Origin of the sequence: Pseudoalteromonas sp. TAE56 (assembly GCF_000497955.1) — a bacterium.
In the GTDB taxonomy this organism is placed as follows: Bacteria; Pseudomonadota; Gammaproteobacteria; order Enterobacterales; family Alteromonadaceae; genus Pseudoalteromonas.
In genome coordinates this window covers 1-18735 of the sequence record NZ_AUTN01000045.1, presented here as the reverse complement: position 1 = coordinate 18735, position 18735 = coordinate 1, and the positions used below count along the sequence as shown (strand labels likewise).

At 36.8% G+C, this 18735-nt stretch carries 18 protein-coding genes; 3 read left to right on the top strand and 15 right to left on the bottom strand.

Translation table 11 applies throughout. The features are described from left to right. From L656_RS0101615 to L656_RS0101560, 11 genes are all read right to left on the bottom strand, one after another. Positions 1-1597: hypothetical protein (locus L656_RS0101615; protein ID WP_024597949.1), on the bottom strand; the 1597-nt coding region annotated here is incomplete at its 3' end. A gap of 380 nt (positions 1598-1977) precedes the next feature. Further along, positions 1978-3912, bottom strand: a complete 1935-nt coding sequence (locus L656_RS0101610; protein WP_024597948.1) for a DUF262 domain-containing protein — start codon at positions 3910-3912, stop codon at positions 1978-1980. Further along, positions 3905-5251 (bottom strand): DUF262 domain-containing protein, encoded by a 1347-nt coding sequence (locus tag L656_RS0101605; RefSeq protein WP_024597947.1) that lies wholly within the window; start codon positions 5249-5251, stop codon positions 3905-3907. Before L656_RS0101605 ends, L656_RS0101610 begins: the two co-directional genes overlap by 8 nt. 2 nt (positions 5252-5253) lie before the next feature. Beyond that, positions 5254-5499, bottom strand: coding sequence for a hypothetical protein (locus tag L656_RS1000000123650; protein WP_024597946.1), 246 nt, complete (start codon positions 5497-5499; stop codon positions 5254-5256). Between the two features lie 229 nt (positions 5500-5728). Beyond that, positions 5729-7036: a DUF4145 domain-containing protein gene (locus L656_RS1000000123375; RefSeq protein WP_024597945.1), complete on the bottom strand. Its 1308-nt coding sequence runs from the start codon at positions 7034-7036 to the stop codon at positions 5729-5731. Continuing rightward, positions 7033-7992, bottom strand: coding sequence for a viperin family antiviral radical SAM protein (locus L656_RS0101590; protein WP_024597944.1), 960 nt, complete (start codon positions 7990-7992; stop codon positions 7033-7035). The genes L656_RS1000000123375 and L656_RS0101590 overlap by 4 nt, the downstream gene beginning before the upstream one ends. Before the next feature lie 197 nt (positions 7993-8189). After that, positions 8190-8861 carry a hypothetical protein gene (locus tag L656_RS0101580; RefSeq protein WP_024597943.1) on the bottom strand — a complete coding sequence of 224 codons (672 nt, stop codon included), beginning with the start codon at positions 8859-8861 and terminating at the stop codon, positions 8190-8192. Further along, complete coding sequence (locus L656_RS0101575) at positions 8851-9279, bottom strand: hypothetical protein (RefSeq protein WP_024597942.1); 429 nt, start codon at positions 9277-9279, stop codon at positions 8851-8853. The genes L656_RS0101580 and L656_RS0101575 overlap by 11 nt, the downstream gene beginning before the upstream one ends. Beyond that, on the bottom strand, positions 9272-10258 hold the full coding sequence (locus tag L656_RS0101570; protein WP_139016060.1) for a hypothetical protein: 987 nt from the start codon (positions 10256-10258) through the stop codon (positions 9272-9274). The genes L656_RS0101575 and L656_RS0101570 overlap by 8 nt, the downstream gene beginning before the upstream one ends. Positions 10259-10481: 223 nt before the next feature. After that, the gene (locus tag L656_RS0101565) at positions 10482-11996 is read right to left on the bottom strand and encodes a hypothetical protein (protein ID WP_024597940.1); all 1515 of its coding nucleotides are present in this window, start codon (positions 11994-11996) and stop codon (positions 10482-10484) included. A gap of 129 nt (positions 11997-12125) precedes the next feature. Next, complete coding sequence (locus L656_RS0101560; RefSeq protein WP_024597939.1) at positions 12126-12992, bottom strand: hypothetical protein; 867 nt, start codon at positions 12990-12992, stop codon at positions 12126-12128. A 252-nt stretch (positions 12993-13244) separates the two neighbouring features. Between L656_RS0101560 and L656_RS0101555 the strand changes: the two genes are divergently transcribed. Continuing rightward, positions 13245-15137, top strand: a complete 1893-nt coding sequence (locus L656_RS0101555) for a winged helix-turn-helix domain-containing protein (protein ID WP_024597938.1) — start codon at positions 13245-13247, stop codon at positions 15135-15137. Here the strand turns inward: L656_RS0101555 and L656_RS1000000123200 are convergent. The 4 genes from L656_RS1000000123200 to L656_RS1000000123320 form a co-directional block, all read right to left on the bottom strand. Continuing rightward, on the bottom strand, positions 15129-15350 hold the full coding sequence (locus L656_RS1000000123200; RefSeq protein ID WP_024597937.1) for a hypothetical protein: 222 nt from the start codon (positions 15348-15350) through the stop codon (positions 15129-15131). The genes L656_RS0101555 and L656_RS1000000123200 overlap by 9 nt on opposite strands. Positions 15351-15503: 153 nt before the next feature. Beyond that, on the bottom strand, positions 15504-15749 hold the full coding sequence (locus L656_RS0101545) for a hypothetical protein (protein ID WP_024597936.1): 246 nt from the start codon (positions 15747-15749) through the stop codon (positions 15504-15506). Continuing rightward, the gene (locus tag L656_RS0101540) at positions 15749-15946 is read right to left on the bottom strand and encodes a hypothetical protein (protein ID WP_024597935.1); all 198 of its coding nucleotides are present in this window, start codon (positions 15944-15946) and stop codon (positions 15749-15751) included. Before L656_RS0101540 ends, L656_RS0101545 begins: the two co-directional genes overlap by 1 nt. 460 nt (positions 15947-16406) lie before the next feature. Then, positions 16407-16592, bottom strand: coding sequence for a hypothetical protein (locus tag L656_RS1000000123320; protein ID WP_024597934.1), 186 nt, complete (start codon positions 16590-16592; stop codon positions 16407-16409). A 312-nt stretch (positions 16593-16904) separates the two neighbouring features. On the opposite strand from L656_RS1000000123320, the gene L656_RS0101530 reads away from it, so the two are divergent. Continuing rightward, the gene (locus L656_RS0101530; RefSeq protein ID WP_024597933.1) at positions 16905-17738 is read left to right on the top strand and encodes an AAA family ATPase; all 834 of its coding nucleotides are present in this window, start codon (positions 16905-16907) and stop codon (positions 17736-17738) included. Between the two features lie 61 nt (positions 17739-17799). Further along, positions 17800-18654 (top strand): hypothetical protein, encoded by an 855-nt coding sequence (locus tag L656_RS0101525; protein ID WP_024597932.1) that lies wholly within the window; start codon positions 17800-17802, stop codon positions 18652-18654. Positions 18655-18735: the final 81 nt, after the last annotated feature.

Sequence of the window (18735 nt, the reverse complement as noted above, 5' to 3'; positions counted from 1 at the left end):
CGCCAGTCATACCAACCAGCTTTTTAACCTCATTTTCCATTGCATCAAAGGTACGTTTAGCTTGGTTAATTTGCTGTGTAGCTGCATCGTCAATAACTTCATTAAGGCGTTGCTGAAGTTTTTCAGCTGACTTAACCACAGTGTCACGCACCTGCTCTGTATCTGTTACAAGGTTTTGATTAGCTTGCTTCATAGTTGAAGTAATGTCTTTAGCGTCTTCCACTAATTTTTCAATCATGTCTCGCATATTGTTATTTAGGTCAGTCACCGTATCTTGTAGGTGCTGCTTAATTACTTCAGTTTGCGACTGTAAATGATCAGATGTTGTCTTTAAGCTTTCGTTAGTTCGAGCTGTATTATCTGTAAACTCATTGCCTGCAGTTTGGATTTCTTTACCAATCTTATCCGAGCTTTCAATCAAACGCTCACCAACACTATTAATGCCTTTCTCTGTTTCATGAGCAAACTTGTCTAATAAATCATTAGATGTCTGAACGTGAGCTTTTATGTAATCGTCTGATTGCGTAAGAAGGGTTTTATAATGGTCACTCGCTGTTGTTACAGCAGCCGATATATCGTTCACTGTAGCTTCAACTTGTTTTTGAATTTGCGGGACGGCTTCAACAGCTTTATCGCGCATATCTTTAAAGGCCTCTAAGTGGCGTTCAAGCTCAGCTAATTGATGTTGATTAACTTCCATAACACCTTTTAATTCACCCATCGATTGAGGAATTATTTGGCTTTGCTCACTAATATGAGCAACAGATGATTCAGTTGCAGAAATTGAAGCAACACCATGAGCATATTGGTCACTCATTTCTTTAAGCTGAACTTTATAGTTTTCTTGCCATTCAACTAATTTAATTACCGCTTCATTTAATTGTTTAAAGTTATCACCAAACTGCTCTGTTAAGTTGTTATTAAAATCACTAATCACCTGTTTTAGCGCCTCAATAACTTGCTCTGTAGCTGACTTTGATAAAGTATCTGCAAAGTCTTGTAGTTTAAGCCATAGCCTTTCACTAAACACCTCAAAGTTCTCTTGTTGTTTTACAGCTTGTTCTTGGGCAATATTTATCGATGTTTTTGCATTATCATTAATATCACCACGTAATATTTTTAATTGCCCAAACAGTGTTGACTCTTCATTACCAACAATCGCCTCTTTTAAAACTTTTGTTTCTGCAACCTGCGCTTGCATAGCACCTAATATCGCCTCAGGTGTTGCATGAGAAATGCTATCTTCTAGTTGCTTAGGTTTTAAGAACGAAAACGTAGACAGTGTTTTAAACACTAAAGATAAAAATATACCCGCTAAACTTGTAATAAATGCCGTTTTTAAACCTGCTAGTAATAACGGAATACTGGCTTCTATATCATTTTGATTAAACTCTAATAAACCAAGAACTATACCTAAAAAAGTACCAAATATACCCATCGTAGTTAATAGTGTTGGAACAAACTGAACAAACTCAACTTGCCTAGCCTTTTTGGTGTAAAACAAACCTGAACCAAAAACAAAAAGCATTAAAATTAATACTGCACCGCTAACAACGTTTGTATCAAAACTGCGTAGTAAACTTTCTAGTATATCCATATGATTTATCTTTTGTACTCTCGTAATTAAATAGACAACTACTTTGAAACCTCAAAGCAGAAAACACGCATTAATGGCGAGGAAAAGAATTATAAAGAGGTATAAAATTAAAAGTGGGGATCTGATAGTACTGCTCGGCTTTTATCCATAAAATCTTTAAGTTCCCTTTCGCCATCCACAACTAAAATAAAGCAATACTTTAGTCGTGGCGAGATAGTATATAAATCAACTGTGATAAGCAAAAAAATAATCATAAACAACTAAAAAAGCAGGTTATACAACCAAGTTTTAAGCTTATATTCAGCAGCATTTATTGTTCAGCTAATATTAACCATTAATTATCAGCCGTGTTATTAAGTAACTCGACTTATCGCTGTAGCTCATATTTTTATTGCGGATAAAACCTTTAACATGGCCGATTCATGTTTTTCGATATTTTTTCGACCTAGTCCCACGGGGCCCCAGTCATCGTAACTCATCATAATCGCTTGCTTTAAACTCTCGGCACGATTGTTCTCACGATAGAAGGATTTTTTATCCTGCGGAGAGTAATTGCTAAGCCTCGAGTTACTACTTGGCGAAATTAAACATAAATTTCCAAAGCGATCGACATCCTCCATTTTGCTTGCACCTGATGGATCGGTTTGCGGGAAGTAATGCTCAACAGAAGTTCTGAAACTAAACTGAAAATCATCAAAGTGCTTTTCAAGCTCTTTTTTACCTTTACCATCAAATGTTTCACCATCTGATAAACGCCTCCACAAAAGGTAATCCAACCGATTAAACACAAAGTTCTGAACCCCCGTTCCTTGATGTAATACGCCTAAGCTCTCTTTATTAAGCTCTAAACATTGACCGCCGGTGATTTCTTCAAAATAGCGATCGCTTAAGCGTTCAAGCTCAGTTAAGTAAACCTCTCCATCAATGCTTAAATCCGCATCATGTGTAACATTCCTATTCAAAATACTTAGCGCATCATTTAACCAGCGCTTATAAACTAAGGCTGGGTTTGATACATGAAACATTGCTAATATCATGCGCAGCTTTTCATTTAGTGAGTCTTGGTTTTTACCAAAAGAGGTATTATAGCTAGAGCTTGTGCTAGTACCGCTCGAATTAGCGACTAGAGTTTGTAGGCTCCACTTACGCTTTTCATTATGTTGGTCTGGCTTGATGATGTAGCTATCAAATAGAACTCTGTACTTAAGCAACTCATATACAAAGGTTTTGGTCTCAACTCTCAAGCCATTATCTTTACTGATAAACGCATCAAGTAATTTTTTATCATCAAGCGATACCCCTTTAATCTCAGGCATCAACTTGAGTACATGAAGTAAGAAATTTGAAAAGTCGATAACCGTGCCAAAGCGCTCTTCTTTCTCGCGCTCTTCATCATCGGTATTTTCACTGGGTGTTTTGTTGTCGATAATTTCGCGTAGTGTCATTGCATCTTGTTTTTGCTGTTTACTCGTATGCTTTGCTTGAATCGCATCAAAGCTTTTTGGCATAGTTTGCCAATTGTCACCAAATACTTCTTTACGCAAATCAGATTGAAAACCCATCTGGGTATAGCGCGACATATTCGAGCAAGCATCCCAGATGGTTGAAAAACAGTTTCTTTCATCATCATTGCTCAGTGTAGCCATGAATTTCGCTTTCAATACTTCGTGTTTTTCTAGTTGCTCACCACGGTTATTCATGATCTCAAAGTAGTGATTAAGATCGGTTTGCGGTGGCACAACGACTCTCAATATAGTGACGTTATCTAACAGGTATTCGCAAAACTGCTTAATTTTAGCCTCTGTATCTAGCCCTTTGGTTTTGAAGCAACGCTGAATAATGTTCAACGCAGCATGAATGTTAGGCTCTTCAGGCTCGCCACTTGACTTACCTATATAAATATCTTCTAACGCTCTAGAAGATTTTGGTCGACTATCAAAAGTTAGATTAATGTCTACCCCTGCTAGATCACTCTCACCCAATACTTTTCGATGTTTTAGATACGCCAATAAAATAGAGAGCGTGGTATGCCTTTGCTGTCCATCAATGGTTTCGTATATCACATTTGATTGCTGTGAGTGAGTTGTGCGCTGATACACAACAAGACTACCTAGGTAATATTTTGCTTGTTTTACGCTAACAGTTTCACCTGGCTGAGTATTAAGCCCTGCGGCATCACTAATATCTTGAATAAGCTGCTCGATCTCAGGCGCACCCCAAGCGTAATTCCGCTGATAAATAGGGATAATATATTCAGTTTTCTTATCGAAAAGCGCCCTAACGGATAACTGTTCTACTTGGTTCACATCACTCATTGATACTTCCCGATTTCATTGCTTCAATAGATGCCTGCACGTCCTTAGCATTATTAAACTTAGGCTCTTTGATACAAGGTGGTTGAAAGTTCAACACCTGTTGAGGGTGGACGGCTTTGCGAATTGCTCTAAATAACCCACTACGGCTTTTCGCGTGGTTATCAACTGATTCCATACCGATGCGTTGCAATTCAAGGCGTAAATAATATGCCCAGCGATAACAAATCTGCGTCGCTTTTTCTAACTCCACATCACCAAATTTGTCGAAGTAATACATCACGGTACACAAAAATAAATTACGCACATAGCTATCCCCTTTACGGTGACTGCCACTGTACCTAGTGTAATTATTAACGAATGAAGCAAGTCTTGCCTCGTTGCCAACAAACAAGCTTGTGTGAATGGCCATATAATGCTGAATATACTCAAAAAATCGCTTACCGTTGATCATCACCTGTTCTACTTGAAATGGATAACTCTTGGTTTGCTTGTCCCATTTTCGCGCAGGATCGCCATTAAAGGTTTCAACCGCGTAATCGAGCGCCAGCATTGCATCCACATAAGCGTACTGGGTGTTATCCAGGTTGATCCCCTTGAATACATCAATGTTATGACGACTAAACGTAATGCCATAATCACCGTCAATCCATCGGCGCATACGGAACAAGAACTCCCCCATGATGGTGTGCAAATTGGCTGAATCATCATCAGGGTTAACGCCCTGCTCCCAAAGGCTTACATGGTGCAAGCGTTCTGTTTGTGTCGTGGCGTCCATCATTTCACGCAGGTGATACGCTTTGAGTAAATCGTGCGGCGCAAGGGCTTTACCACGGGCATTCTGAGAATCAAAAAACTGAAACGCTTCACTCAAATCATCTAATGTCACTTGAATAAGCTCGCACTTGTTAAGCACAAAATTAAGCAATTCCTGCTTTTCGGGGGCAGTCAAACTTGCTACTCGTTCAGAAATGATCTGAGCATTATTTTTGAGGTTGTCGATACTGACTGATGATTCAAACTTATGTTCAAGCAAAGTGGATGAAATAGCTTTCTCAGCCCCATCAAGAATGGTGCAAAGCAGCGTTAAACTGAGCAGCCGCTGCTGCCCATCAACGATGTTCAGTGTCTGTTTTTTATTCTCATTCACTGATTCTTTATCTTGATGCAATACAACAGTACCGAGCCGATAACACGGCTTAGTGCGGTGATTAAAAATATCATCAATTAACTGATTAACGTGCTTAGGCTGCCATTTGTAAGGCCGTTGGTACTCAGGAATCGTGAGTTGTTGCGCTAACAACTGCGCAATAGTTTGTGGTTTGTTGAAGACAATTGCCATAGTTACAACGCCTTTGCGATTATGGCATCGGTGAGGTGGAGTTTAGTCGTTTGTGCGTCGGTTAAACGGGCTTTAAGTTGATCGCACAGCGCCATTAGTTCATCGACTTTAGTCACGATGCGTTTCAGCTCTTCTAAAAGGGGAACTGTAACTAGTAATGAACCTATATGAGTTTGATTAACCGTTTTAAAGGCAAGTAGAATAAACTTACTGATTATATCGGTTTCGCTGAGCTTTCTTTTATCCATAACTTAAACCATCCCTAAATACTACGCTATGAGTGCGCACAACTCGTTGATTCAACGTGTTTCGTGCTGTTTAGTGATGCTATATAAAATAGGGTTAATAAGCAAAAATAAAAGGTAAATTAAAACGAGAGACACTGTCTCTCGTTTTTACTTTGGGTTTATTTTTTTAAGGCGTAATACGATCATTCATTGTTTAAATATAACCATTTAACACTATGAATATTTGCATTTATTTTCCGCAGCAATTTTTATACTTTAAATTAGAGCCACATGAACAGGGTTCATTTCGTCCTAATTTAGTGGTTTTAATACAAGGCTTTTGCGGTTCTACTTTTACTTTGTCACCTTTAATTTCCTCTAGTAAACCAGAAAATAGCTCTCTTATTTTTAAGTACTTTTCATCAAGGTACAAAACTGCATCTAAGTTACCAGTAGCAATTGCTTGGCATAAGTAATTTTGAGCTAGTTCGTCATCTTTTTTAACTAACTCACCTTTGTAATAGATTTTACCTAATTCAAACATTGATTTATTACAGCCTAGCCCTACTGCTTTTTTAAAACTCTCAACTGCTTTATCACCATTAATTGAGCTAGCTTTACCTGAAGAATATAAAACACCTAACCTCTGATATAGAAAAACAGTATGCTCAGCCTTTTTGTGGTTAAGGTATTTATGTGCTTTTTTATAGTCTTCACCTAAATAATGGCACCAACCTAAATAAGCGTAAGCGGCGTAAAAGCCTCTTTTTGCTAATGCGTTTAGTAATATTATTACCTCAGTAATATGTAGGTTATCTACTTTATTGTTGAAACATAAAAGAGCATATTTAAATAGAATTTGATGGCTTTGCTGAGCAATACTAATTTGTTTATCATCAGAGCTAATAACATCCGTTATCGTTTTTTTTGAGCAAAGTTGAAAAGCACTTTTATAAGACTCAGCCGCAAAAGCATACATAGTCTGTGCGCGTGCAGTGAAAGATTTGTCATCTAAGGCTTCGTTTTCAAACACTTTGCCCATTTTTTCGTAAAAAACACCTAAACTTAAATACTTTTTATAATCACAAGAGATTAAACAGTTAAACCATAAGTCTTTATGTTCTTGGCCTCCCACATCTATTAGCTCATATTGAGGTAAACGCTCACCAAGCCCCAAGCTCAGATAAGCACTTTCTAATAAGTCTAAGATTTTTGTTCTTGAGGCTAACGCCTTTTTTAGTAATACCTCGTTACTTAACTCCTTATTGTGTACTCCATCATTTGTTAAGTCTCTAACACCATGAAATAGCTCTCTATCAGCTCCATGAATTGCGCAGATATCTGCTAGTTCATTTATTTGCTCCCATAAGTTTTTATTAGTAAATTCATAACTATGGCGCTGCGCATATAGTAAGCATAAGGTCTCAAGTATTTTACGAAACTTAAACAGACTAACATCAGGGCTTACGTTCATTAGTAATAGTGCATTTTTGTAATCTGACGCAATAGACTCTTTAAACAATGCAGCAAATTGTTCATCATTATTTATAGTGCTCATGCTAATACCCCCTGTGTATACGCGGCGTTATTTTTAAGCTGATACTCGCTATGACTAATGAGGCTAACTGTATTATCCTTTTTATATCGGCTAGTAAACGTCTCCCAGTTTATTTCACAGACCTCTAATGCTTGCTTCACACCTACATCTAAAATTAAATCACCATAAACATATCCATTTTGAGTTGCGCTATTTTGATAAAAGCGTCCTTGAGGGTTAATCATTAAATAAGAATTTGTCATTGCTTCGTTATCTTCCGCCACCATGACTTCTTTCAATGAAGCGTGACGTTTTACAAACCCAGAAAACTGATCATCAGAAACTAATAAGTTGTTATTTAATACAGGCAGCACCTGAAAAACTTTCCACTTTTCGGGTTTTATATCTGCTATTAGCTGCTCGAATGATTCTTGGTAATTAAGGCTATTAACAACAGTGTTTACCTTTATTGTAATGGATGGATTAACGTTACGAAGCTGTGTAATTGCTTTAATTAAATCGTGACTTCCAAAAGACTTCCCTTTACGATCTATTCGGCCAATATCTTCACGTGCAGTTAAAAATTGGCTGTCAAAGCTGATCCCAATCATTGAAAAGATGGCACCATAGTTGTTTATAAAAGAGTCTGTTAGGTAATGGCCATTGGTAATTAGCGATAAATTAAAGCCTAGCAACTTGGTTTTTATAATTAACTTTTCAAAACGTTTTTTAAGAATTAACGGCTCGCCCCCTGCAAAATTGATACGCACACTTTTATAAGGGAAAACCGCTTTTACTTGGTTGGTATTATCGTCAAAAAAGTAATTAGCTAATTTTTCAAGCATTAACTCTGCGTCTTGGCCATTAGCTTGTATTTCGCTGGGACGATCCCACTTTGCATAGCAAAATTTGCATGAGTAATTACATACTTCTGTAACGTGATAATTAATAACTAATTCATCGATAGAGTTATTCATGTGAACCTCCTAACACAAGGTTCAATAACGTTGTTTTAATAGCTGAATCAGCTAATGAAAGTTCATTGGTTTCATTGAGTAATGAAAAAAGAATTAAATGGTGCATTATAATCTCCTAATATCACAGCGGAGTGCGGTGACTTCAGGAGCAAGTATCAAACTGTGAAATTCACAAAAAAGGAAAGGCAGTAAATATTTTAATATTTATTTAGCAATAAACTATATTCTTCGTATTCTGCTTTTTTAGTGTTGTATAGAGTTACTAGCCATTGGCCATGTTCGCTAATAAACGCATCTGGGTTTTTAGTAATTAGTTTACCTAGAACACCAAACTCGCCTTCGATCACAGCCTTAAGAGCTAAATCATATGGGCTCGATTGCGTATCAAACTCAATAGAATTAGCAATCATCTCCAATGAACTATATTGGCCTTCATTAAATGGATATGGAATTTGATCTTGTGACCAATCTATATTTTCATCTGATAGAAAAAGCCTTAAATCACCAATACGCTTATCAAGTGCTTGAAAGAGCAATTTTTTAGCCTTCCACTCCTTGGCAAATTGATCAAAACTTTCAGTATTGATTTTTTCGCCATTGAGCCAATTTACAACTAATTTTTTATCTTCAAACAACGTATCTAGAATAACCAGGTTACGAATAAATACATGATTACCTGCTTTAATAGGCTTTGGCACATAATCGACTGACTCTGATTTTTTATCTGCCTCATCAAGTAGTTTTGCTTTGAGGTTTTTATCTTTAACGTAATAATTTAAACGGCTTCTCAACCGCTCTGGTAGCAAGTTGCGGTCAATTCCTAAAGCTTGACAGGCAACCGCTGCAATACTTTTATTTTTACCAGCCATACTGCTCACCATGACAACCAAGGCGTTGCTCTACTTTATGAACAGTTAAAGCCCCTCTAGCAATGTATGCGTAATTAATTTTGTAAGTATCTACTTTACACCGTTTTGCTACTCTATAAATTGCACCGACACACATACCTGCCAAATTTGCCTCTTTGAGAGATGTACTTAAAGAGCTGAGCAGCGACTCCTTTTGTTCTAAAAACTCTGAGCAAGACTCTTTAAGGTTAACCTTGTAGTAGAAATCATACCCAGTGCATTGACCCGCTAAATGTGCTTCAGTCACAGAGGTTGAAAGCCTTTCTAATAGCGAGCGCTGTTGCTCTTTTTTTTCTTTACATGCAAGGTCTATATCAACGTTTGCTAAACTGCTGGCACTGAAAAGAATGAATACAACTAATATAAACCCTTTAAACATTAGCTGTGCCTGCTTCTGCTAAGTCTTTTTCAACTACTTGCTTTGATGGTTTTTCGTCAGGCTTAAAGTTAATTAGACACGAAATAAATAAGCTAATTATTATCATGTCATCAATCCAATAAGCGTTGTATCTACTCACAATAAGAAAAGGAATAATGCCTAGTAGGCTTACTTTTATTAGTACGTTTAGTGACTGAATACCTAATAAGCTGACACTAAACCGAAAAGGAGTGATAGCTAATTTTTTATATTTCCCAATTAAATTGCTCGCTGTTTTAATATTTATAATCCAAAACCAGCCTACTAGTAACTTAACAAACAAATTATCCTGAGTTTTAACCAATACTAAGAGGCTAATAACCCCAAGCACTAAAATAACTATTAGCGTGATTAAGAAGTGAAATAAAGAATGAGCCCAACTGCTAGGTTTTGATAACTGCTCTATTTGGTTAGCTCTTGAAAAAAAGTAAAACTTTGCTGAGTTTCTAATTAAATCAGGCTTTTTTAGCTGAGATAAATATTCAAAAGCAATCATTTGTTTAGCTTTATATGTTGCAAAGCCATTGTCTGATAATTGAAAATCTTCATTTTCGTCTAATAAGGTATTTTTTTTATCTAAATACACTATTGAATCTAGCGCGGTGGTAACCTTTTCATCACTTTTATCTAATCCTTTGGGTACTTCAAATCCTGTGTCTTTTTTTAGGGATGCAAGGTTTACTCGCCATTGCTGTATTAATTGATTCTGGGAGAGAGGGTTATCTTGAGTTTCTGCTTCTACTGTTTCAGTATTTTTACTAGTGTTCGAAGGCTCATTATTACTTTCCATACTTCTATTAATATCCTTATACAAATAACTAAAATGAAGTTTTTCTACTGTTAAAACTAAAGCTCTTATATTTTTTATACTTTTAAGCAGAGTGACAGTTAGGCACTTTAATCCATTAAAATCACTTCCTAAGGTGGATTTAACATGCATAACCTGATGATACCGCAAAGATTGAGACTTTATAAAACTTAATTTTAAAAATATGAATGGGTTCTTAATTACTAAATTATGATTTCACTTAAGCGCGCTAGTGCCACTCTACCGCTTTTACTAGCCTAGCCAACTTATAAAATGGCTATTTTTATTTATTAAAACTTCATTCAATCAAAAGGGGCTTCTAATAGAAGCCCCTTTGCTCTCATACAAACAAAATTTATTTTACTAAGTTTTTCAAATCTGCAGCAACACCGTTATACTTTTTCCAATTTTCAACAGACTCTATAATTTCTGCATTCGGAGACAATAGGCCTAGTGTAAACTTTTCATCACGCTTAAACAGACCTAGTGAAATATAATCATCTACGCGAAGCATCCCCGTACGATTATAACTAACACCATCTGAGTACACTAATGAAGTCTGGTTCATTTCAAATGCTGGTCTGAACGGTATATCTTGAACATATGAAAAACGCGCATTAACTGCTTCGCCACTGTCATATTCAACAGAAACACGCTCTTCAAAATCAACTTCAAAAGCAACGCCATCAAATTCACCTGCACTATCATCCGCTAAGCCCGTATAAACAGCATGGTACCAATCACGATCTCGAAGACCCATACCTACATTCACAGCTGCAGAATAGTTATCCATCCACATGAAGCCACCACCATATCTTCTTCCGTTTACTATCTTTTCTACTTGAAACAATAGCGCGGTACCCGCATCTGATTTATGACCATAAACTAAGTTGTAAGTTAAACTGTAATGATCTTGGTTTGATATAGCCATCAAACCATCACGCGCAACGGTAAAGTTATAACACTCAGCATCCACATCTGCGTTTAAAGGTTGCCCTGAATCAACATACACATTTTTTATACAAAACTGCTCCCAAGAATTCTCAGCTTTAATAGTTGCTTGGCCATACTGATCACCATCAAGGCGGTCAAAGTGGTATACATTCCAATCACCCACAAACGAAGATAGCGTGGTATCTTGGATGAAATCACCCTCTACAACGTCAACCTCTACGCTAGGTACCTTTAAATAAAGCAAACCATTTTCATCAAGCTCAAATGAAATCTCACTGGCAACAACACCCGACTCAAGCGCTGCATAAACAGTATCAGTAGCAAGAGAGACGTCATACGGCACATCCGTTAAGGCCACACCTTCTTGTAATAATTTAATTGCATAGTCAGATGCCAAGCCAACCAAAACAGCCTGTGCATTGCTATCATCTAGCGCCGTGTAGTCACCTTCAAACACACTCACATCAACCGACCATAAATCTGCGATTGCTTCAACAGAGTAACCAGAGTCTACAGCCATTGTTGTTACAGGGCTTACATTCGCTGAGCCAGCTTCTGCATACATAGTGTATGAGTGGCCCACAATGTTGCCCTCATTTACGTTCGCTGTTTTCTCTGACACTGCATCAACAATAATTGCTGTATCTGTGTAGTCACCTGACACTGTAAATGTACCTGATGCTGATGTTAGGCCTAAAAACTCAGATTCTTCACACACTAAGTTTTGGTTTACGTCTGCACAAACGCGAGCATCGCTTAGTGGTCCTACAGTACCAATAACAAAATCAACATTGGTAACAACACCAGTTGATGTGTCACCAGTCGAGTCCGGTACCTGCGTTTCAGAGCCAGAACCAGAACCACCACCACAAGCCGCAAGTAGACTACAAAGAGATAAGGTAATTAATTTTTTCATTTTTATATTCCAATATTTTTAAGGTAGGTAAGCAACTGAGGTGCCTGAAGATTAAACTTTGATTTTTAGCCTATTTTTTGTTTGTAAGCGCGCTCCACTTAGAGCTCTCTTTAAACGACTTACAACAACTCAGCTGTTGGCTACACTTTTAAGATGTTCTAGTAAAATTCCCATTAACTTTTCATCGTATTGTGATGTCCCGTCAGGGCTTACAGAAACAGGATGACTTAAACGATATTCAACTTTTGACTTACCGCGATACAAAAAGATTTCCAAATCTACATTCGCAACCGTACCACCTGAATTAAATGCAAAACTATTCTTGTAAACTCGCTTATTTGACTTGTTTTCATTAGGTCGCTGCTTTAACTTCCTCTCAAAACTTGTTTGAACAGATGCAGGGTCAAAATCAACATCAAATGAGCCACTTGAATAAACATATCTATCAATATCTTTACCCGGTTTATCCATCACATTATCGAGTAACTCTTGAAGTGTTTTGTCGCTTATTGGGGAAGATATTGGAATAAACAATGCGTCAGAAGCATCTTCTGCAGTCGCAGTCATTGCAGGTAAAAGGTTAACTTTAAAAGATTCAGTTGTTTCTTCAATTTGGTAAGGAAATGCAGTGTGAACTTTTGAAAGGTAAGTACTGCCTGAGCGAAATTTATCCCCGCGAAAGTAGGTAATCTTCACTTCAGAATCAGTTAGAGAAACTTTTTTACCCCATATTGATTTTATGTCTGCCGTTTGCCACTTTCCACATTCGATATCGCATTGCGTATATCCAGTATGAGCTGAAACATGCTCCCTTAAAGCATTTTTCACAGTCCCTAAAGTGACAACATTACTTGCAACGCCTGGTAGTTTTTTATATTCAAGTGTTTTATTTTTAGCCGTTAGACTCAACGGGATATCCCTGATATCGGGAGTTGACTTACAACCCGAAACAAAAGATAAAATAACAGCGATTACAGCAAGTCTTTTTAAGTTCATTATTAATAATTCCTTCTTATTTAAAGTTTAATTAAATGCGATTTTGTAAACTTATATACAATGGTTTTGAAGCATGTTTTTTCACGAAAGGAATATCTATGATTTTTTAAAAGGGAGGTAGTGAATAAATATAAAACAGTGTGATTTAGTGTGAAATATCATAATTATTAAATAGTTATAAATATCATGGATATTGTTGAAATAATCAAAACAAATGGTTAAACTCCCCGAAAAAATAATAAAGCTCGTCCTGTGAACTATAAAATCAATGACTTTTTAATCTCACCAAATATCAATTCAGCATCAAAAAACAACGAAAAATTTGAACTGACCTCTCAAGAAATAATTGCACTTAAGCTGTTTTTTTCATCCGATGATGGTTTTGTTGATACGCAAACTCTTGAATCAGAAATTTGGGGGGAGCGCATTGTAACCAAAAACTCTCTTCGCAAGCTAATAAGTGATCTACGTTTAAAATTTGGTGATAGTGAGTCATTTAAAAACATAAGAGGTAGAGGCTACAAACTCAAATTTGAATCGATTGAACCCCCAAAGGTTGCTCAAAAAAAAGTAAATAATTATAAGTACTTGTTCACTTTACTATTTATTATTTTGATATGTATTGTGGCAATTTTATCTTATAGCTATAAGGGGAAGATTGAAGCGTTACCGAAGGTTTCTACCCAAACCGTTTTTGAATCTAAAGATTATATTTTGGACTATGCAACTCATAACAATTCGCTATTTGTTACTGCGCGAGACAAAAACACATCAAAATTATACAAAGTTTTAAATCGTCAAAACACAGTGTTAATGTCGGAGAGTTATTCTGGTGCTTATCGCGGCTTAGAAATTCATAAAAGTGGCCGCACAATAATGCATGTAGTTGAAGATTCAAAATGCAAAATTAAAATCTTCCAAAAGCCTGTTGAAGACCAAATAGATGAGATTCCCTGTAACAGGCAAAATGCATTTCCCTCTTTTGATTGGATTGATGAAAATAGGTTTTACATTACTTTTAACGTTGATCCGAGTTCATCAATTAAACCTTTTATATATGACCTGAAAACTAAACGATTAGAAGAGGTTTTTAGTACCAATTTTGAGTCAGAAAATAATAAAAATTTTATTGATGCATACATTAAAGGACACAATGATGGCGTATTTTCATTAAGAGAAAATCATTTAGATAAAATGTCTTTGACTTACTTTGAAGGTAATAATAGGAGAACACTTTATAAATTTAGAGCTAAACCTTATTCCGTTGCAGTTGCACAACAAAACCTATTCTTTGTAGGTAATAATAATGAACTATTTATGTTGCCCTTATCAGATGACATATTATCTCAAGATATAAATTTATCGCTATTGATGGCATCACAAGCTACCAAGATTGATGACCCTTTAGTTCTTGAAGAACAACTCTATTTCTCTTTAGGTAACGTTTCCAAGGAAGTTATATATAGTTCATCTGGGGATTTTACTTATAGCTTAGAAAATGGTGTTAGAGACTTCACCTATACTGATAAGGTGCTTACAGTTTTAGCATTAACCAATAGTGGTTACGCAATAGAACAACTCAAAGATGGACTTGTATTTAATACTTTTTACTTCGATTCAAACCTCAGCCTCAGACATATAGCTTTTTTTAAAAACAAAATATTCTTGGCTGGTGCTGATGGTGTTTATAAGTTAGACGAAAATAAGCTGATTCAGATTAGCAATAGAAAAACTATCGAGCTCGTGTCTAACGGTAAGTGTATGATCGCAGAGGGTGACGGTATTCATTTATTTGAACAAAAAAAACATACCTTCATGAAAATAGTAGAGCAGGGTGAAAGAGCATTTCAAAGTGAGCAAGGGTGTTTATTTGTTGATACTCTAACTGGGAATATTGTTAATGAAAAACGTGAAATAATAAGTAAGCAAACAAAGAAAAGACTATTAATTGAGCATAAAGGAAAACTTGCACACAGATACAATGTCAAAGAACAAACACACATTGTGGATATTAAAACCGGTAAAGTAATAGAAAGAACGAGAGAGCGAGCCCGATATACAAAGCTTATTTCCTATGAGGACGATATTCTTTATTTAGGAGGAGCTGATGTTAATACTTCTATTTTGAGGTTGAAATTAGATTAAAAGCTTATCAGCTATAATCACCCTGAGCTTTTTATAGCTAAGGTATTTAATTTCCGTTGCGTGAGTGAAAATATTGAAATATTTTGGGTCAGTAGCATGTTTTAAAAGTGCGATTTTATTGCCTAATTTTACTAAATCAAAAATACCACGTTTTTCTAAAAGCACTCGCTTTTCATTATTTAAAATACTGAGGTGGTGAGTCGAATTAACCACTTAGAAGTTAAGGTAATAATCACTATCAGCCGCGCTGGTAATAGAATCACTTAAAGATAACATGAACTAGATTGCTGCATTATTTAAATCATAAAACTAAAAAAGCGCCCTGATTAGCTCGGAGCGCTTTGTGTTTAGGACAAATAAACAGGTTTATACAAGTTTAATGAGGAGATGCTTAAGCATGACTTTCATGCTTGGTGTGTTACTTATTCGATAGTATTCGTAGTTATAAATACCGGTTATCATTTTGGTACAAAACAGGCTGAGTACAAATAACCACGTTATTTTACCTGTTGTTTGAAACAATATATGAAGTACCGCACTCCCGATAAAGCTAATTGCGGTGTAAACTACTTCAATACGGTACTGCTTAAAAACGTTTGGCCGCTTTAACATTAGAAGCTATCATCAAATGCGCTGAATGAATCAAAACTATTACTGCCAAATGATTCATCAATTTCAATTATAGTTTGATTACTGGTGTTTATACCCACCACATTGCCGCCAACATCTACAATATTAGCGCTCGCATTTGTAATAGGCAATCCTGTAGAGGGATTAATAGCAATATCAGTAACGTCATTATTTTTCATTTTTTAAACCTTCTTAATTATTAATTACACTTCACAATTTAATGATTTCGTGATAAAAAACAAACTGTTTGACTGCGCAGCTCAGCAACAAACAGTTTGAATAAGGCATTCACTCCTCTTCTATTTTTACTTAATTTTTTTTAAGCAAAAAACCTTTCCTATTTATCTAAAAAATTCATTAATAAGTTTAATTTGAAGGCGGTTTTGTCTGAAAGACGTTATTAAAAACGCATTTTTCGGCACGAAAAACTGCAAAAAAAAAGGCGTCTCAGAATGAGGCCAACAAGCGCGTAATGTGGCATAAGCGAAGCTTAGGACACATGGAGACAGCGCGAATGTACAGCTGGTCTGTACTAACCGCGATAGTGTTTCGCATCAGCGAAATTCGATTAAAATTTTGCAAAAATTGATATCGAACCATCTATTTTCGTAGAAAATTACAGCAGATGAAAAATGCAAATTATGGGGCACCCATTGCATTGTCAGGAGCGGCAGTATGGCGGTTAGTACAGAGCGTAGCGAGGTGCATTCGCGCGGGGTCTAAAACGCTAGCGCGATAGCGCGTTGAGGCGGCTCGTTGCGGAGCAACACCAGAGCTGGCGGGCGTTTTAGACCCTAAGGTTGAACAACGAAGTTGAGAAGCCATCCGCTGAAGGCGGTTTTTCTCAATGGTTTCATCCCTCGTTTCATTAAAAGAGCAAACGTACAACGTCTTGCAATGAATACCGTAATATTTTTGCCTAATTGAAATAAAGAATAACCTATAAAGTAAGACCTCCTCTTAAAGAGGAGGCCTTACTTTATAGGTTTAATTCACACAAATTTTCTACGTTTAAAAAACACGCTTATTAAAAATAAAAAATAAATTGGATAATTTTACATAAAACGCAATTAGTTCGTTCTTCGACATCCTATTTAGAAATTCCGAAATATCGCAATCCTATAGGAATTTATAAATATGAGTGACCAAAAACATACCCAACAATTTTCACAAAACAGTGAATCAACAAACACACCTAATCCATTACATCAATTAAGAAAAGCCGATAGCGTGCTTAGTATTGTTCAGGCCGATATTCCTCAACCATGCATTATTGTGCCTTCGATATTAACAGCCGGAGAGGCTACGCTGCTTGCTGCCGGAGCTGGCTCTGGAAAAACCTATATTTCTCAGTATATCGCTGCGTGTGTCGCTGCTGGCATTACTAGCTTTGGTAATGAGCCGTGCGAAGCTAAAAAAGTTTTGTATATTGATGCTGAATTAGGCTTGCATCAGATACAAGCACGTTTTGGCAATATTTTTAACGCGATAGGTGCTGGACCTGGTGACCAATTTTTTAGAGTAATCCATAAAAAAAGCTTTAAAGGGGGAATACCCAACCTTGCAACGCCTGACGGTTTTGATGCACTCGCCAGTGATATTGAATGGGCCGATGTAGTGATTTTCGATAACCTATCCGCACTGTATACTTCCGCAGAGGAGCTCAATCAAAACGACTGGAACTACTACAACAAATGCATTGACGCATTGCGAAACGAAGGTAAGGCGATTTTGATACTGCACCACACAGATAAAACAGGCAAAAACTACCGTGGCCATACTGAAATTGCGCGTGCTGTTGATAACGTGCTCATTGCAGCAAAAGATTTAAAACTGAGTACTAATGCAGTGACTGTGGTTGATATAGCGCAGTCTAAATCACGCAACGGCGCCAGTAGTGAAAAGCTTATGAGTATCGCGTTTGGTGATGTATATAACGATGGGCAATTTTTGATGGTTCGCGCTAAATAAGCAGTCAATTTCGCATACTCGGGAGTTATATAAATTATGACTCCTGATTTAGTGAACACGAATGCAAAAAGATAACGACTATACTCACCAATACGCCCGCTATTTTGACATTGATATGCGATATAACGTAGGTGCTAACAACTATCAAAAGGGTATAAACCGTACTGCTCTAACAGTTCTTATTGCGGTCAGGTTTTCTATTGTCGCGCCAGTGATTATTCGCTGGCTCTATAATATAAGTCAACCTCAAGCACTTGCCCATTTAAATAAGTTAGTAGACGAAAAGCTGTTAACGATGGTCCCTACACATAGAAGCCCCGATGGGCGGGTTTATATTCCTAGCTACTCAGGAGCTAAATACGCACAAGAACAAACCAGTATCGATTATTACTTTCGCTCAAAATCAAACCCCGCACTGCAGGTTAACCACAACCACATAGTGCACGATTTAATGAATGCATTTATTGCTCTGCGCGGATTACATAATCATACCTCAGATGGCGTTTACAGGCCGCTATGGACAGGATTTTTATCTGAGCCAGAATTTAAACGATTATATAACCAAAGCAGTGCGCGAATTGTAGACGGTGTAGCCGTATTACCAAATAAAACCGTCGTTGCCATCGAAATTGAAAACTCATTTAAAAATAAATCGACGCGTCAGACTATCCTGCTCAAATACCTCGACTCACTTAAAGCAGGCCATTACCAACAGGTATTTATATTTTCACAATCTACGCAAATATTTGATGATATAAAAAGATTGCACACTCAGTTGATGGATGAACTCCCCGAGCGTATAAACAAGAAGACCCAACAACCATTCATGACTCACGAAGATGGTGCATTACTGGAATCTGCGATTGTGTATCGCACAAAATTTTGTGATGAAATTACAGCGTTATTTTATTCATAAAAAAGAGCATCAAAATGATGCTCTAGAAGTTAATGGCGATTAGACCACTGCGCAATAATATCCAATGTCAAATGGCTTGCG

Coding starts and splice junctions, on each gene's coding strand:
- L656_RS0101605 (WP_024597947.1), bottom strand. CDS start 5,251: ATGGCAATTGTCTTCAACAAACCACAAACTATTGCGCAGTTGTTAGCG.
- L656_RS0101540 (WP_024597935.1), bottom strand. CDS start 15,946: ATGAAAAATAATGACGTTACTGATATTGCTATTAATCCCTCTACAGGA.
- L656_RS0101570 (WP_139016060.1), bottom strand. CDS start 10,258: ATGCATGTTAAATCCACCTTAGGAAGTGATTTTAATGGATTAAAGTGC.
- L656_RS1000000123375 (WP_024597945.1), bottom strand. CDS start 7,036: ATGAGCACTATAAATAATGATGAACAATTTGCTGCATTGTTTAAAGAG.
- L656_RS0101580 (WP_024597943.1), bottom strand. CDS start 8,861: ATGGCTGGTAAAAATAAAAGTATTGCAGCGGTTGCCTGTCAAGCTTTA.
- L656_RS1000000123650 (WP_024597946.1), bottom strand. CDS start 5,499: ATGGATAAAAGAAAGCTCAGCGAAACCGATATAATCAGTAAGTTTATT.
- L656_RS0101610 (WP_024597948.1), bottom strand. CDS start 3,912: ATGAGTGATGTGAACCAAGTAGAACAGTTATCCGTTAGGGCGCTTTTC.
- L656_RS0101575 (WP_024597942.1), bottom strand. CDS start 9,279: ATGTTTAAAGGGTTTATATTAGTTGTATTCATTCTTTTCAGTGCCAGC.
- L656_RS1000000123320 (WP_024597934.1), bottom strand. CDS start 16,592: ATGGCTTCTCAACTTCGTTGTTCAACCTTAGGGTCTAAAACGCCCGCC.
- L656_RS0101525 (WP_024597932.1), top strand. CDS start 17,800: ATGCAAAAAGATAACGACTATACTCACCAATACGCCCGCTATTTTGAC.
- L656_RS0101590 (WP_024597944.1), bottom strand. CDS start 7,992: ATGAATAACTCTATCGATGAATTAGTTATTAATTATCACGTTACAGAA.
- L656_RS0101560 (WP_024597939.1), bottom strand. CDS start 12,992: ATGAACTTAAAAAGACTTGCTGTAATCGCTGTTATTTTATCTTTTGTT.
- L656_RS0101545 (WP_024597936.1), bottom strand. CDS start 15,749: ATGTTAAAGCGGCCAAACGTTTTTAAGCAGTACCGTATTGAAGTAGTT.
- L656_RS0101530 (WP_024597933.1), top strand. CDS start 16,905: ATGAGTGACCAAAAACATACCCAACAATTTTCACAAAACAGTGAATCA.
- L656_RS0101565 (WP_024597940.1), bottom strand. CDS start 11,996: ATGAAAAAATTAATTACCTTATCTCTTTGTAGTCTACTTGCGGCTTGT.